This is a genomic window from Jeotgalibaca sp. A122, from assembly GCF_052266715.1.
Lineage (GTDB): Bacteria > Bacillota > Bacilli > Lactobacillales > Aerococcaceae > Jeotgalibaca.
Genome location: NZ_JBQPRB010000001.1, coordinates 1 through 16,181 on the forward strand (window position 1 = coordinate 1; position 16,181 = coordinate 16,181).

Below are 16,181 nucleotides of genomic sequence, written 5' to 3' on the forward strand. Positions count from 1 at the left end.
TTTGAGCCGAAGGCACTCCATTACAAGGAGGAAAAGCGCCGACAAGAAGAAAAAGAAAAAGCCAAAGCGAGTTAGTCTTCGCTTTGACTTTCATTTGGTCCACCAACACTATTTGACATAGAACCGAAATGGTGCATCTTAAAAAACAAGATTTGAAACTGTTTGATTTTATTTATGAAAATCGCCGTGTTTTCTCACTCTGGAAACAATCTGACCTCTCCCAAGACCTCACTATGCGCTGCACGCAAGCTATCTATCAAAAATTATATGGTATCTGGATAGAGAAAAATCCGGACAAAGAACGCCAAGCGGAAAGTGCCAGCCGTATCATGTCCTACCAAATCATGGGCATCATCTATGGATGGCTCATCAACGGGCTGCAAACCGACCCCACCATCATCGCAGACGAATTTATCCAGTTTTATAAAGATCAAGCAAATCATTAATCGAGCAATAATTTATATGAGGACAACTTCGTGGTTGCGGAGTTGTTTTTTTATTTTAAAGTGATTTCCTCCCTTTATTTCTGCAGTAAGTCACTTTAAATTTATTTAAAATGACTTACTCAATATTTTTTGGCCGGAAGTCATTTTAAATAAAAACAAAGTGACTTACTCCTTGAGATTAGGGAGTAAATCACTTTGTTTTGGTTATGCAAGGCGTTTCTTTAGACGCTATTATAAAACCTGTTCAAAAAAGCAGACCCGTTGGTGTTTCGCAAACAACACTCCGGGTCTTAGCGCTTTTTCTCACACTCTATTTAAATCTGTTCAGAAAAGCAGCTCCGACGTCACTTCACGAATAATGCGCGATGGTCTGCGACCATCTTGCGCTTATTCGCTCCAGTGATTCGGAGCTTATCGCTTTTCTTCACACTCTATAAAATTGTATCGCCTTCGCCGTAGCTTGAGCGGCCTGCTTCGATGATTGCTTGGTTGGAACTGTCTCCGTTATAGATGGAGTTTTTAACCAAGACGTAGTCACATTTACGGATTGATGCCAAGTCATTTCCACCTGCGTATGAGATGGAAGATTGCAAGTCTTGTTGCATTTCTGTCAATGTATCGACTAATTTACCTTTGTAAGGTGTCAAAATTTTCTTGCCTTCGACGTTTTTACGTTCACCTTTTTGGTACTCAGATGCGCTACCGAAGTATTCTTTATATTTTTGACCATTGATTTCTTTAATGCCGCCTGGAGATTCATCGTGTCCAGCAAACAGCGAACCGATCATAACCATAGTTGCACCAAAACGTACAGATTTTGCAATGTCACCGTTTGTACGAACGCCACCGTCCGCAATCATTGGTTTGCGTGCAGCTTTTGAGCACCAGCTCACTGCGCCTAATTGCCAACCACCTGTACCGAAACCAGTTTTGATTTTAGTAGTACATACTTTACCAGGTCCGATTCCGACTTTCGTTGCGTCTGCCCCAGCGTTTTCCAACTCACGTACGCCTTCAGGAGTTCCAACGTTACCAGCAATCAAGAATGTTTCTGGCATGACTTTTTTAACGTGTTTAATCATTTTGATAACTTGATCGGAATGACCATGTGCCACGTCAATTGTTGTATATTCAGGGACTGCGCCCTTTTCGACTAATTCGTTCACGAAATCAAATTCAGCTGCTTTGATACCCAAGCTGATTGAAGCAAATAATCCTTTTTCATGCATTCTTTGGATGAACGGCAAACGTGCTGCTTCATCAAAACGATGCATAATATAGAAATAACCTTCTGCCGCTAGCTTCTCAGCCAACGCTTCATCAAGAATTGTCTGCATGTTTGCAGGAACAACAGGCATCTTAAAGGTGCGTCCACCAAACTCCACGGAGGTGTCGCATTCTGACCGACTTTGCACGATACTCTTGTTTGGTATCAGTTGAACGTCTTCGTAATCAAATATTTTCATTTATAAAATTCCTTTCTGTTAGTGCACCACTCTGGCTTTACACAGATATGAGAACTTTGAATATTAAGTCCCTAAGCTACGTTACACCAAGGATACCTTTTTGTCAAAGTATCCGACCACGTAATCATCTGGGTTAATTTTTACTAATTTATTTACTTATATGTTGAGTAACCAAAAGAAAAGGTTTACAATAGAAGAAAATACATGAGGTGATAAAAATATGGAACATTTAAAACAAGCATTCCTTACCCATTTTAACTACGAACCGACCGATTCCTTCTTCTCTCCTGGCCGTATCAATCTAATCGGCGAACATACCGACTACAACGGCGGCCACGTCTTTCCCGCCACGATTACCTTGGGCACCTATGCCGTTGTTGGGAAAAATAAAACCCATGACTTGCGGCTGTATTCCATGAACTTCCCTGAAGTGGGCGTCATTACCGTGGATTTAAACGATTTGGAATTCCGCAAAGAAGATAACTGGGCGAACTACGTGAAAGGTATGGCGAAATATTTGAAAGAAGCCGGCCACACAATAAATACAGGCTTAGATATTGTATTGGAAGGAAATATTCCCAATGGCTCTGGTCTTTCCTCTTCTGCTTCACTGGAAATTTTAGCCGGCATCATTTTTGAAAAAATGAACGGTTTGACTTTGGAACGATTGGACCTGGTTAAACTAGGTAAAAAAGTAGAAAATGATTACTTTGGTTTGAATAGTGGCATCATGGATCAATTTGCGATTGGGATGGGTGAAAAAAACAATGCCCTTCTACTTGATACGAACACACTCGTTTATGAAAAAATCCCGGTTGAACTGGGAGAGCATGTGATTGTCATCATGAACACGAAAAAACGCCGTGAACTGGTTGATTCTAAATATAACGAGCGCTTGGTCGAATGCCGACAAGCCTTGAAAGAATTACAAAAAGAATTGGATATCCAGTCACTGGGTGAACTGGACGAAGCGACTTTTGAAGCACATAAAAACTTGATTTCCAATGACACATTGGTTCGTCGTGCCCGTCACGCGGTCAAAGAAAATCAACGGACTTTGACGGCGGCTGAGCATCTGAAAGTCGGCAATTTGGAAGCATTTGGAAAACTGATGAATGATTCGCACGTTTCTTTACGGGATGATTATGAAGTAAGTGGTGTAGAATTGGACACTTTGGTTGAAACGGCTTGGGAACAACCTGGTGTTCTGGGCGCACGGATGACAGGTGCCGGTTTCGGAGGCTGTGCGATTGCGATTGTAGCGAACGACCAAACAGATGCTTTCATCAAAAATGTTGGTGAAAAATATGAAGTAATTATTGGCTATCCGGGTGAATTCTACATTGCTGAAATCGGGGATGGAGCACGTGCGCTATGAGAAATAAGGTAGAACAAGCCATCACCGATTTGTTGGCGATTGGGGTCGAAAAAGGTTATATCGACCCACTTGATAACATCCTCAAACAAAATCAGTTGTTGGCTTTATTGAAGAAAGAAAGCTTGGGCTCCAGTTTAACCGCATCCCATCCCCTACCGGAAGCAAAATCCTTGTTACCTACTTTTTTGGATTTTGCGGTTGAGACAGGCGTGATCGAAGAGAGCATCACAGAGCAGGCCATTTTCAGCGCTCAAGTCATGGCAATTATCACACCTGATACGTCTGTTGTGAACTGGAAATTTTGGGAAGTTTATGCCCATGATCCCAAAGAAGCCACGGACTGGTTCTATGATCTGAGTAGAGACAATGACTACATCCAAACAGAAGCGATTGCGAAAAACATCGCTTTCGATTATGCATCGGATTATGGCAATCTGGAATTGACGATTAATTTATCAAAACCAGAAAAAGATCCTAAAGCGATTGCGGCTGCGTTGATGACGGAATCAGTCCATTACCCGCTTTGCCAACTGTGTCTGGAAAACGAGGGTTATTTGGGAACGCTGACGCATCCTGCCCGGGCGAATCACCGGATTGTCCGCTTTCCGATGGACGGGGAAACCTGGGGCTTGCAGTATTCCCCTTACGCTTACTATACGGAGCACTGCATTTTCCTGGCATCCGAGCATCGCCCCATGAAAATTGAGGAAAAAACCTTCCAGAATTTATTTGGCATCGTCGAGCAGTTTCCCCATTATTTCGTGGGATCGAATGCAGACTTACCGATTGTGGGCGGTTCGATTTTGTCCCATGACCATTATCAAGGGGGCCGCTACAGCTTTCCAATGGATAAAGCCCCTGTGAAAGAAGGCTTTACTTTAGAAGCTTTTCCCGAGGTTTCTTTTGGAATCGTGAAGTGGCCGATGTCGGTCATTCGCATGGAAAGTGTGGATAAACAGGCCCTGACTCAAGCGGCGGTCCATATCTTGGAACAGTGGCGTGGCTACAGCGATGAAACGGTAGATATTATCGCATTTTCACAAGAAACGCCCCACAATACGATTACGCCGATTGCGCGGCGCGATGGTGATAAGTTTGTCTGTGATTTGGTATTGCGGAATAATCGCACGAGTGATGTTCATCCAGACGGCATTTTCCACCCGCATCGGGATGTGCAACACATCAAGAAAGAGAATATCGGCTTGATAGAGGTAATGGGCTTGGCGATTTTACCGCCTCGTTTGAAAGACGAGTTGGCAGAGGTTGAGAAATATTTGGCCGGTGAAGAGAATGCGCTGGCGGATATGCACCGGGAATGGGCAGATGGGATTGTTGTTTCCGATGGTGATTACCGCCAAGCGATTGAAGATGCGGTCGGAGCTGTTTTCCAACGTGTGTTGGAAGATGCAGGTGTGTATAAAATGACCGCAGAAGGATTGGCTGCTTTCAAGCGCTTTGTGGATAGTCTTTAAGACTGATAATTTATAGCTCTCGGTGCGGCGATTAAAATTTTTCCAAATGCAGAACGCCGCATTTTAGTTGTAAATGCGGCGTTGGCTGTTCCAATTTTTTCTAATCGCCGCATTTTTTCCGAAAGTGCGGCGTTGGTGGCCCTTATTTTTTCTAATCGCCGCATTTACGAAAAAAGTGCGGCGTTCCCAAGCTATTTGTCAGCTTAACGCCGCACTTAAATTTAATTTTAAAAGTGTCCACTCGGGAGAATATTTATTCCCGAGTGGACACTTTTTCCATTTTGCAATGATGTGTTATTAGATGTATCTTTCCAAGAAAACTGCTATTCCATCGTGATCGTTAGAAAGCGTGACCTCATCGGCGATATCCAATATTTCCTGCATGGCATTCCCCATGGCCACACCCATGCCGGCATATTCAATGATGGAACGATCGTTTTGACCATCGCCGAATGAAACGACATTTTCCGGCAGGATACCGTGTGCTGTTAATACTTTGTTCAAAGAGAAAGCTTTATCGATGCCTTGATCCGTCAATTCATAATAAAATGGCGCTGAAAAAACACCGGTTGTTCTGGATTCAAAGGGTGCATGAATATCTTCGAACACACTTTGCAGATATTCCGGGTTTCCAGCAATCAAGATTTTATTTTGTGGCTCATCCACGAATGCTGCCAAGTCTGGTTGTTCACAGATTAAATAACGACACATGCGTGCTTCGTATTCCACAATATTCATGGTTGGTCCATCGACAGTTTCGATTTCGTTATGGTAGACATCTTTTACGTACATGTGGGTGTCCCCGTAAACCATTGGAATAACATCGAATTTCTTCAAATGTTCCAGGATATTTTTACTTAACGCGGTATCAAGTGCCTGGTTAAATAATACTTCTTTCGTTTCGCAGTCCGTTACACGTGCACCGTTAAATGAAACCAAGTAGCCATTGTGTTTGTCCAATTCCAACTCTTCCGCTAAATGCCACATGCCACGCGTTGGGCGTCCGGATGCCAGAATGACCTTGATTCCTTTTTCTTGTGCCTTTATCAAAATGTTCCGTGTTTTTTCGCTGATAACCTTTTCTGACGTAACCAGTGTTCCGTCGATGTCGAGTACGATTGCCTTAATATCCATTGTATTGCCTCCGTTAAATTAATTATGTTTCAAATTTGATTCAATTGATTCGCGCCTGGGTTCCAGGAAACTCGGTAAATAGAGCGGTTGATCCGCGAAGTTTTCTGCTTGACTGCGTTTTGACAATTGCCCCTCTTCCGTTGCAACTTCGATGAGAATGCCGTTCGCTTCGCGGAAATAGGTAGATTTGAAAAACTCACGGTCTTTTATACCCGAGTTCAGGAAATTACGCTCGCGCACCTTTTCATCAATGACTTTCAGTTCTGCTTCGTCTTTTACACTAAGAGCAACGTGATGCGTGCCGCCACTCCCCATGACTTCAAGAGGCGCGTTTTTGTCTTCAATCAGATGAATTTCCTGATTGAAAAGTGCGTTCGGTCTGGAAAGGACTGTTCTGTTTTCGAATCGGTTGGTAACTTCCAAGTTGAAAAGTTCGGTTAATACCGCCTCGGTTGCTTTGGCGTATCGTACGCGTAGATGAACCGAGTGGAGCCCCACTATCGCGTGTTCCAACGGAATGGCTTGCGTTGGTTGGCCGTAAGTTTGCTCCGTTGTTTCTACCGGCACAAGTGCAAGTTGTACGCCATCGGGGTCTTCAAAATGCAGAATGTGGGAGTCATTGTAATTTTCGATTTCACAATTGAAGTAGCCACGTTCGTTTAGGCGTGCTTCCCAAAATACAAGCGAATTTGTTGTGGGTACCGCAAACGCGGTGCAATCGATTGCATTTGTGCCAAACTTACGGTCAACACCAGATTTCATTTCGAACAAAGTAAACTCAGTTCCTGGGCGCCCTTCTGTATCAGAAAAGAAAAGGTGATACATAGCGGTATCATCTTGGTTTACCGTTTTTAAATGCAAGTTCAAGCCGAGTACGCCATGGTAAAATTCGTATGTCTTCTCTGCGTCTCGATTAATGGCGGAAACGTGATGTATAATAGGTGTAACCATATATTCACATCCTTAGTTGTAATGGAGGTTTTCCTTATGAATTATATTACCATACCCGGTAACCCAAAAGAATACTTTGTCCTCTTTCACGGAACCGGCGGAAATGAGTTTAGCCGTCTGGAACAAGCCGGGGATATTGATCCGCATATGTCCGTCATCAGTTTTCTGGGTGATGTCGGCAGGGGTCAAAAACGACGTTATTTTGAGCCGCTAGTAAACGGGAAATTACCGCGTGAAAATATTGACGAGAAAGTAGCGGAATTCTTGACTCTATGGGATGAAATCAAACCGGAAGATGCAACCCTGACTTTTATGGGTCATTCCAACGGAGCTAATTTCATCTTGGCACTTTTGGAAAAACGACCGGATATCGCGGATAATGTTATCTTATTGCATCCAAGCAATCTGGACTTTAATTTCACTAGCGGTTCAGAGGCACGTATTTTTCTAACGATTGGTGCACGTGATACCCTGTCCCTGCCTTCGGAAGGTTTGGCTCTGTCCAAACGTCTAAAAGAAGTGTTTCCCCAGACAGAACATGTGCTGTTGGATACCGGGCATGAAATTACCCCCTTGGAGATAGAAAAAGCGAAGGTTTTTCTAGGTAAATAGGATTTGACGCAAAGGTTGCTTCATTCAAGCCGACCTTTGCGTGAAAAAGAGTATTGCACTGCAAAGGTTTGCGTATGTTAGCTGACCTTTGCATTAGGATAGCTTTCATCGCGCAAAGGACCACATATTTCGGCTGACCTTTGCGTACACACATGAAAAAGCAGCTAAAGCCCCTTTGGCCTTTAGCTGCTTTTTGGTATTTATTAAAGTGCTGCTGATCCACCGTCGATTGAAATGACCGAGCCATGGATGTAAGATGCTTCGTCACTCAACAGGAATGCGACCACGTTCGCCACTTCATGCGGTTGACCCAAACGCCCCATCGGAACACCTTCAGCCATCGCTTTAATGGCTTCAGCCGGGAATGCTTTAACCATTGGCGTTTCGTTTGTGCCAGGGGCAATCGCATTGATACGGATATTGTCGCGACCGTATTCCCCTGCGATTGTTTTCGTCAAGCCGATAATCGCGTGTTTTGTAGCAGAATACACACCCAACGTCGGCATCCCTACTACACCACCCAGTGATGCGGTATTAACAACGGACCCGCCACCCGTTTTCAACATTTCATTCACTACGTATTTCAACCCATAAAAGGCACCCTTCAAGTTCACGTTCACGATTGCATCGAATTCTTCTTCGGAACAATCCAATGTTCGCACACCTGAACCTGAAATACCCGCATTATTGAAAAACATATCTATTTTTCCGAAGCGCGCCATTGTCTCATTTACATAACGTTTCACATCTTCAAGTTTGCTGACATCTGCTTGCACGAAAATGGCTTCCCCGCCAACTTGCTGGCATAATTCTACCGTCTTATTTCCATTTTTTTCAGAAATATCAACGACGCAAATATTTGCCCCTTTTTCTGCCAATTTAACTGCGGTTCCTTGACCGAAGCCACTCCCGCCACCTGTAATAATTGCTGTCTTCCCTTGCATTTATCTCTCTCCTTTAAAAGTTAATGAAAAAGTTAACAAAGTTCTCTTTAATTATACCATTTAATATTTTTTATATAAGGGTTAAAACTTGTTAACAGCTTGTTTACTCATTCTTTTAAATGTTTTCAATTTAGATAAAGCAGCAGATAGTTCAACAGAACTTTCGTACTTATCTGTTTCATTATTCACAACCACGGCTGTTAAAGTTGAAAGCGGGAAACGACGGTTTACGCCAAACCTACTTTTAGCTTCTAGATAACCTTTTTGAATATCGTTATCGTTGTAAAATTTTAAAACTGCAGCATCAAAGCGTTCGCAAATCTCCCTAAAATCTTCTTCGGTTCTATGGCCATAATAAATAACTATAAAATCATCACCACCTATATGACCGATGAACTGATTAACCGGTACACATTCCCGTAAAATATCAGCTACTAAACTAATGACCAAATCCCCATTTTCGAAGCCATAGTAATCGTTATAGACTTTGAAGTTATCAATATCGATATACGCTACCGTATAATCATAGTTATTCTTCACCAGATCATTCAGCCTTTGTTCAATCAAATTGTTGCCTGGCAAGCCCGTTAAAGGATTTAGCTGTTTGGCAGCAATGATTTCTATCTCACTTGATTTCTGTAACAACTTCTTCACTGTAACCGTACCTAAAAATTTTTCCCCACACGTCACCACGATAAAGTCGTACACATTTTCATTGATTCGGTTCATCGCCAATAATGACACATCACTAACCGCCATATCTTTATCCACCGTCAGGAAATCTTTATCCATCAGGGTTGAGATGGCTTTGTTTTGATGTAACGTGAAGCCATATCTCCCGCTTAACTTCAAAGCGAGTTTTTCACGAGTGATAATGCCGACTGGAATATTTTTTCCAATTACCGTTAGCCCAAAGGCAGCCGGATTATTTTTGATGCGGTGGTACACATCAATAACCTTTTCGTCCGGTGCCCCCGTCTCGGTCGTTTCACAAAGAAGCTTGATGGGTAAATGAAAAATACCATATTGATTCTGTTTTTGTTTGAGTTGATTTATTTCCTGGATAGCCTCAATTACCCCGGGGTTAATCTCTCTAGGTTCAGAATGCGGTTCCTGGATAAAAAATCCTTGTGCATAATTGACACCCAAATCGACAACCGTTTTGAGTTCTTCATAACTTTCAATTCCTTCAGCAATCAGCTTGATATTAGAGGCACGCGAAAAAGCCACCAATCCTTTTACAATTGCATTTTTTATACCCTCTTGGTCGATATTACGGATGAGATGCATGTCAAGCTTCACAAAATGTGGTTGCACGTTGGCCACCCGGTTTAATCCTGAATACCCTGCCCCCATATCGTCTATCGCAATTTCAAATCCCATTTCTTTGAAATGACGAATAGTCTCTTCATAATTCTCCATGCGTTCAATACAGCTGCGTTCCGTTATTTCAAAAATAATGGAACGAGGGGATATATTATATTGTTGCACATATTCCTCCGTAAAAGTCTCCTTAAAACGCGGGTCATTTACTGTATTTGGATTAATATTTATCAACAATTTCATATTAGAACCTGGCTTTAAAATGGAACGGGCAGCTTCCAGAGCTCTCCTATGACATAACCTTTCTAATTCTTGAACGCGGTCAAATTCGATAGCTGTCAAACACAATTGCTCGATCGAATCAAATTCGCTTTCACCCACAATTCTACTTAAAGCTTCATATCCCAAAATCCGGCCACTTTTAAGTGAAACCACCGTTTGAAAAACCGGAGTAATACGTTTGTTTATAAGAATATCTTCCAACGATTCCAATCGTTTGTCCATAGTACAGCTCCTGATGTATGTCATTTTCTATTCATTTGATGCCTACCCAAATCCTCATCTCATTATAATATAGTTATTCAAAAATTCATCAAAAAAATAGACTAAGGTGAAAATTCACCTTAGTCTTCTTATTTATTCTAGTTGTCCCATCCAGCTGCCCGTTCCACCCATAACATTGGTTACTTTGTAGCCTTGATTCGAAAGGAATTGTGCTGCCATCGCTGAGCGTGAGCCAGATTGACAAATGACGAAATAATCCGTGTTTTTATCCAATTCTGTGTAAGTTGCTCCCAAATCGCTTAACGGCATACTTTTCGCACCTGGAACGTGTCCTCGTGCATACTCATCCGATTCCCGTACATCGATAATTGGTAATTGATTTCTTTTTGCTTCCTGATAAAATTCAGGCATTCCGCTTGATTTATACATATTCTAACTCCTCCGGTCTAACTGTTTTATAAAGTGCAAAAGCACCATCCAAGTTTTGTGATTTTATGCCAGCTTGTTTCAACTGACGTTCTGCAATATAGCTCCGTTGGCCACTGTGGCAACTCACGATATATTCTTTTGACGGGTCCAGTTCCCCGATACGTCCACGTAATTCATTCAATGGAATGTTCAATGAATGAGGGAATTTACCGTTTGATAATTCACTTTCAGAGCGGACATCCAAAAAGATTTTTCCTTTCGCCAATTCATCATTCAATTCGTGCCATTGAATCGAATCGCTCAAGCCTTCTGCCACATTCATGGCCGCATAACCGATCATATTAACCGGATCTTTGGCTGCACCGAATGGTGGTGCGTAAGTGAATTCCAATTCCGGTAAATCAAAGATAGTTAAGTTACCCTTGATGGCTGTTGCCAAAATATCAATTCGTTTGTCTACGCCTTTTTCCCCAATCCCTTGTGCACCGTAAATCTCACCTGTTTTTGGATTAAAAATCAGTTTCAAAACAACATCCGTTGCGCCTGGATAGTAGCTAGCGTGGTCCTTACCGGAAGTGTGAACAACTGCAACATCCAAACCTGCATTACGGGCAACGCGTTCGCTTAAACCAGTTGACGCAGCCGAAAGGTCAAAGACCCTTACTATGGCTGTTCCGATGCTACCTTTATTAGTGCGATTCATGCCGGCAATAACGTCAGCTACTTGTCTCCCTTGACGGTTAGCTGGTGATGCCAACGAAATCAAAGCATCCTCGCCGGTAATTTGTTGTTTCACGACAATTGCATCCCCGACTGCATAAATATTAGGATTACTTGTTTGATAATGTTCGTTGACAACAAGCCCACCGCGGAATCCAAGTTCCAAACCTGCTTCTTGCGCCATTCTTGTTTCAGGTTTGACGCCTACTGAAAGAATTGTCAAATCGCTTGTCAGAGTGCTGCCATCTTCCAAAATAATGGTGCGGCCTGCATCCTCAAAAGAAGTAGCAGATTGCCCGGTGATGACTTTAACACCGTTTTTTTCCAATTCCTTGGTAACAAAAGCTGCCATTTCTTCATCCAGTGGCGGCAACACGTGCGGTGCTTTTTCAACGATAGTCACATCCAGACCACGGGCATGTAGGTTTTCTGCCATTTCCAAACCAATGAAACCAGCTCCAATAACAACGGCCTCTTTTGCCGCCACTTCTTCCAATTGCTTCATGATTGCATCCAAATCCGGTACATTCCTTAAACTAAATACATTAGTCGCTTCGTCCAAACCGTTCATTGGCGGCACGAATGGGGTTGCACCCGGTGAAAGGATCAATTTATCAAAGGATTCTGTGAACGTGCCTTCTTGATTTTTAACGGTTACGGTTTGGTTCTCAGAATCAACCGCTAATACTTCATGATAAGGGCGAACATCCAGGTTAAAACGTGCACGAAGTGATTCGGGTGTTTGAACCAATAGTTGGTCACGTTCACTGATTTCCCCCGATACATAATATGGTAGTCCACAGTTAGCAAAAGACACATAAGGCCCTTTTTCAAAAATAATGATTTCTGCATCTTCCATTAAACGTCTCAAACGTGTCGCTGCAGACATTCCGCCCGCCACGCCGCCAACAATTACAATTTTTGTCATTTTTATTTTCCTCCTCTAATTTTTCCTGACCATTGATTCATACCGCCACGTACATTGGTTACATCATAGCCTTTTTTCTTTAGTGCTGAAGCCGCCCTTTGGCTGCGTGCACCCGATTGGCAAATCACATATACAGGTTTCTCTTTTTTGCCAGAATAGGTACTAATTTTATCTAAAGGGACATTTTTTGCTTTTGCAATATGCCCTGACCGGTATTCCCCGGTTGTGCGAACGTCAAGCAATTCGATATTTTCGGTTAGCTTCTGTTCTAGTTGTGTGGTTGAAATACTCTGGATTCGATTAAAAAGTCCAAACATGATTATCATTAACCTCCGCTTATTCGAAATATACCTTACGGGGTATATTAAATACTATATGTGATTGTTTGTCAACAACATTGTCTCGCATTTTATCACCTTGACATCTATACCCATACCCGGTATATTATTCATGAAATAAATACAGAAAGGATTCTTGCTATGGAAATTGATAATAAAAATTTGTTGAACCGCTTGAAACGGACCGAGGGCCAAATCAGGGGTATCCAAAGAATGATCGAAGAAGACAAAGAATGTATTGATATCATAACGCAACTTAGTGCCGTTCGTTCCAGTGTGGACCGCGTGATGGGCCTGATTGTAGCTGAAAACTTAAAAGCTTGTTTGGAAAATCCTGAAAAAAATTCTGAAGAACAATCCAAAAAATTGGAACAAGCTATTAATATGATCATCAAAAAATAGGACAACCACCCAGTGTGGCTGTCCTATTTTCTTTTTATCTAGTACCCTTTTCCAAAGCCGGAATTAAAATCACGATTTCAAACTTCTAGTTCCGACTTTATGAAAAACTCGGAACTAGAACTTCATTTCCGGCACCCTAGTTCCTAGTCAGCTGTTCTCTCCTTTTGAAACCAAATAAAAAACCGCACAAATTTCTCTGTGCGGCAATAATTTTTCTATTTAAGCCAACTTTCGACTTTTTCCGGATTCGCTTCGATCCAGTTGCGGGCAGCCGTTTCCGGATCCACTCCTTCACTTAACTCGAACATTACACTTTGCATGTCTTCAAGCGACCAATTGAAATTATCCAAAACTTGGTACACTTCTGGCATATCTTCTTCTAGACCTTGACGAGCCAATGACACAATCGATTCTTCATCGCCCATCGTATTTTCTGGATCTTCCAGCATTTTCAAGTCATAGCGCTCAAACATCCAGTGTGGCGTCCAACCCGTAATGACAATTTCTTCCTGATTCGCAATCGCTTGACCCAATTCAACCGTCATCGCACCCGTAGATGACGTCTTTTGCGTCCAATCACTCATATTAGGATACGTTTCAAGCAAATTCTCCGTCAACCCGGTAATACCCGCTCCTGGTTCAATTCCGGTTATGACTTGACCTGCTTCATTTGATAAATCAGCGATCGAATCCACATCCATATAGGCAGGAACGGTGATGCCATTTTGTGCACCGGTTAAGTTTGGCCCTAAATCCACAACCTTATCCGCATATTTCTCATAAATGGCACCCTGTGTCACAGGTAACCACGGTGAAACCGTACCATCCGCTTCACCATTCGCAACGGAACTGAACATAACAGCCACATCCAAATAACTGATGTTTACGTTATAGCCCAAATCCTCCAACACTGCCTTCACAACGTTTGCCGAAGCAATTTCACTATCCCATTGCACACTACTCAACGTTACATCGCGACTCGTATCTTTGGAAAAAGTATAGTACACCGTACCACCTATCAGCATAACGACAGCCACAACTGCTCCGATGATACTGTTGCGTTTACGTTTCTTGGCTTCTTGTGGCGTTTTGCTATTTTGTGGTTGGTTCAAGTTTTGCGTAATACGGTCGATGATAATGGCCAGTATTACGAGCGATACCCCACTGACGAAACCATTTCCGATTTCGGCACGTTGCAAGGCTGACAATACCCCTTCTCCAAGTCCCGGTGCTCCGATCATTGAAGCCGTCACAACCATGGAAAGAGCGAGCATTGTTGTTTGGTTAATACCAGCAAAAATTGTTTGTTTTGCTAAAGGTAATTCCAACTTGAATAATTTTTGCCAACCCGTGCTCCCGAATGATTCGGCTGCTTCACGTAAATCTTCCGGTACTTGCTTGATTCCCAAATTCGTAAAACGAACAGTCGGTGGTAAGGCAAATATAACAGAGGCGAATACCCCTGGCACCATTCCGATACCGAAGAATGCTACGGCTGGAATCAAATACACAAATGAAGGCATGGTTTGCATGAAGTCCAAAATCGGCGTAATGATTTTATTGGCAACTGAACTCTTTGCCATCAAAATACCCAGTGGAATCCCAATCACAATCGAAATCAAACTTGCAACGATAACTAAAGTGACAGTGTTCATCAAGTTTATCCAAAGGCCCTGATTATAAATAAATAATAAACCAAGGAATGTAAAAATTGACAATCCTAATTTTTTTCTTGAAATAAAATACATCAAAAGAGACAGTAAGGGAATGAATACAAGTGGCGGAACCAGCAATAACATGCCCGTCATACTCGTCATCAACGTTTCTCCAACCGTTTGCATGAAACCAAACAGTCCTGAGAAAGCAGATGTCATCCAACGCGTCAGCTCATCAATCCATTGTGCTACAGGTAATGCTTGTCTTAAAAAATCCATATTAGTTATTCACCCCACTCGTTTTTGCCAATGCATCGATAATTGTTCCGCGACGAATAATGCCAAGGAGACGATTATTATCCACTACCGCAATCGGTGCCGGTGAATCATTCATGATTTCAAACAAGTCTGCTACCAGTGTATCTGGAGCTACCCGGGTCACATTAGTATCAATGATTTCCAGCGGGGATGTGTTATTACGGCGCGCATCCACCAAACGTTCAGCTGGAATATAGCCCAACAATTCACGTTTTTTATTGATTGCCATAACCAAACTGGTTTTTTCATGACGAATTTCATTCAAGATGACATTTGGTCCTTTATTTTCAACGACTGATGCAATCGCTGGAATCATGATATTGGCTGCTGTCAATACTTTTGAACGGTCTACTTCTTCAACGAATTCACGCACATACTCGTTAGCTGGATTGGTCAAAATCTCTTCCCCTGTTCCAATCTGCACGATTTCGCCATCTTTCATGATTGCGATCCGGTCGCCAATACGCAAGGCTTCGTTCAAGTCATGGGTAATAAAAATAATCGTTTTTTGAACGGTATTTTGCAGTTCAATCAATTCATCCTGCATTTCCCGACGAATCAATGGATCCAATGCCGAGAAGGCCTCATCCATCAACAAGATTTCTGGATCATTGGCCAAAGCTCTGGCCAAGCCTACCCGTTGCTGCATCCCACCAGAAAGTTGGTTGGGATATTGGTCCTTGAATGAAAGCAATCCTGAGTTTTCCAAAGCTTTTTCCGCACGCTTACGGCGCTCATCTTTATCGACATCCCGTACTTCCAAACCGAATTCGGTATTTTCTAGAATTGTACGATGTGGGAATAAGGCGAAATTTTGGAAAACCATATTGATTTTCTCACGTCTCACTTGACGCAATCCTTCGCTATCTAATTCTGCAATGTTTTCACCATCTATATAAATGGCACCCGATGTTGGCTCAATCAAACGATTCAACAAACGAATCAAAGTCGATTTCCCACTTCCGGACAAGCCCATAATAACGAACAATTCATTCTCATTGATTTCTAGGTTAACGTTATTGACACCCACAGTTGCGCCTGTTTTCTCTAAAATCTTTGTTTTAGGTTCGTTATTTTTCACCATTTCCAAAGCTTGTTTTGTTTTCCTGCCAAAAATTTTGGTTAAGTTTTCTACTTTTAACTTCGTCAAAATCTCTCACA

The 16,181-nt window shown here is 42.3% G+C and carries 15 protein-coding genes; 5 read left to right on the top strand and 10 right to left on the bottom strand.

Going from position 1 to position 16,181, the window contains the following annotated elements:
* Positions 1 to 131: 131 nt before the first annotated feature.
* Complete coding sequence (locus tag ACTU7M_RS00005; RefSeq protein ID WP_443472314.1) at positions 132 to 446, top strand: TetR-like C-terminal domain-containing protein; 315 nt, start codon at positions 132 to 134, stop codon at positions 444 to 446.
* A gap of 431 nt (positions 447 to 877) precedes the next feature.
* Here the strand turns inward: ACTU7M_RS00005 and guaC are convergent, their stop codons facing one another.
* Entirely contained in the window at positions 878 to 1,912 is a 1,035-nt protein-coding gene (guaC, locus tag ACTU7M_RS00010) for a GMP reductase (protein ID WP_443472315.1), read from the bottom strand.
* A 220-nt stretch (positions 1,913 to 2,132) separates the two neighbouring features.
* On the opposite strand from guaC, the gene ACTU7M_RS00015 reads away from it, so the two are divergent.
* Together ACTU7M_RS00015 and galT are read left to right on the top strand one after the other, a co-directional pair.
* Positions 2,133 to 3,290, top strand: coding sequence for a galactokinase (locus ACTU7M_RS00015; protein WP_443472316.1), 1,158 nt, complete (start codon positions 2,133 to 2,135; stop codon positions 3,288 to 3,290).
* Positions 3,287 to 4,762: a UDP-glucose--hexose-1-phosphate uridylyltransferase gene (galT, locus tag ACTU7M_RS00020; protein ID WP_443472317.1), complete on the top strand. Its 1,476-nt coding sequence runs from the start codon at positions 3,287 to 3,289 to the stop codon at positions 4,760 to 4,762. The genes ACTU7M_RS00015 and galT overlap by 4 nt, the downstream gene beginning before the upstream one ends.
* Positions 4,763 to 5,059: 297 nt before the next feature.
* On the opposite strand, the gene ACTU7M_RS00025 is transcribed toward galT, so the two are convergent.
* Both ACTU7M_RS00025 and ACTU7M_RS00030 read right to left on the bottom strand, forming a co-directional pair.
* The gene (locus ACTU7M_RS00025) at positions 5,060 to 5,896 is read right to left on the bottom strand and encodes a Cof-type HAD-IIB family hydrolase (protein ID WP_443472318.1); all 837 of its coding nucleotides are present in this window, start codon (positions 5,894 to 5,896) and stop codon (positions 5,060 to 5,062) included.
* A gap of 18 nt (positions 5,897 to 5,914) precedes the next feature.
* Positions 5,915 to 6,847: a VOC family protein gene (locus tag ACTU7M_RS00030; RefSeq protein ID WP_443472319.1), complete on the bottom strand. Its 933-nt coding sequence runs from the start codon at positions 6,845 to 6,847 to the stop codon at positions 5,915 to 5,917.
* Positions 6,848 to 6,883: 36 nt separating this feature from the next.
* Between ACTU7M_RS00030 and ACTU7M_RS00035 the strand changes: the two genes are divergently transcribed.
* Positions 6,884 to 7,459: an alpha/beta hydrolase gene (locus tag ACTU7M_RS00035; RefSeq protein ID WP_443472320.1), complete on the top strand. Its 576-nt coding sequence runs from the start codon at positions 6,884 to 6,886 to the stop codon at positions 7,457 to 7,459.
* Positions 7,460 to 7,662: 203 nt separating this feature from the next.
* Here ACTU7M_RS00035 and ACTU7M_RS00040 read toward each other — a convergent pair whose 3' ends face one another.
* The 5 genes from ACTU7M_RS00040 to ACTU7M_RS00060 all read right to left on the bottom strand — a co-directional run bounded on the left by ACTU7M_RS00040 (position 7,663) and on the right by ACTU7M_RS00060 (position 12,624).
* On the bottom strand, positions 7,663 to 8,403 hold the full coding sequence (locus ACTU7M_RS00040; RefSeq protein ID WP_443472321.1) for an SDR family NAD(P)-dependent oxidoreductase: 741 nt from the start codon (positions 8,401 to 8,403) through the stop codon (positions 7,663 to 7,665).
* Between the two features lie 81 nt (positions 8,404 to 8,484).
* The gene (locus ACTU7M_RS00045) at positions 8,485 to 10,230 is read right to left on the bottom strand and encodes a GGDEF domain-containing protein (protein WP_443472322.1); all 1,746 of its coding nucleotides are present in this window, start codon (positions 10,228 to 10,230) and stop codon (positions 8,485 to 8,487) included.
* A gap of 132 nt (positions 10,231 to 10,362) precedes the next feature.
* Complete coding sequence (locus ACTU7M_RS00050) at positions 10,363 to 10,659, bottom strand: rhodanese-like domain-containing protein (RefSeq protein ID WP_443472323.1); 297 nt, start codon at positions 10,657 to 10,659, stop codon at positions 10,363 to 10,365.
* Complete coding sequence (locus tag ACTU7M_RS00055; protein ID WP_443472324.1) at positions 10,652 to 12,307, bottom strand: FAD-dependent oxidoreductase; 1,656 nt, start codon at positions 12,305 to 12,307, stop codon at positions 10,652 to 10,654. Before ACTU7M_RS00055 ends, ACTU7M_RS00050 begins: the two co-directional genes overlap by 8 nt.
* A 2-nt stretch (positions 12,308 to 12,309) precedes the next feature.
* Positions 12,310 to 12,624, bottom strand: coding sequence for a rhodanese-like domain-containing protein (locus ACTU7M_RS00060; protein ID WP_443472325.1), 315 nt, complete (start codon positions 12,622 to 12,624; stop codon positions 12,310 to 12,312).
* Between the two features lie 162 nt (positions 12,625 to 12,786).
* On the opposite strand from ACTU7M_RS00060, the gene ACTU7M_RS00065 reads away from it, so the two are divergent.
* A complete protein-coding gene (locus ACTU7M_RS00065; RefSeq protein ID WP_443472326.1) occupies positions 12,787 to 13,047 on the top strand; it encodes a metal-sensitive transcriptional regulator in 261 nt (86 codons plus the stop codon).
* A 215-nt stretch (positions 13,048 to 13,262) separates the two neighbouring features.
* On the opposite strand, the gene ACTU7M_RS00070 is transcribed toward ACTU7M_RS00065, so the two are convergent.
* Both ACTU7M_RS00070 and ACTU7M_RS00075 read right to left on the bottom strand, forming a co-directional pair.
* Positions 13,263 to 14,981 (bottom strand): ABC transporter permease/substrate binding protein, encoded by a 1,719-nt coding sequence (locus tag ACTU7M_RS00070; protein WP_443472327.1) that lies wholly within the window; start codon positions 14,979 to 14,981, stop codon positions 13,263 to 13,265.
* A 1-nt stretch (position 14,982) separates the two neighbouring features.
* Entirely contained in the window at positions 14,983 to 16,170 is a 1,188-nt protein-coding gene (locus ACTU7M_RS00075; protein WP_443472328.1) for a quaternary amine ABC transporter ATP-binding protein, read from the bottom strand.
* Between the last annotated feature and the right edge of the window lie 11 nt (positions 16,171 to 16,181).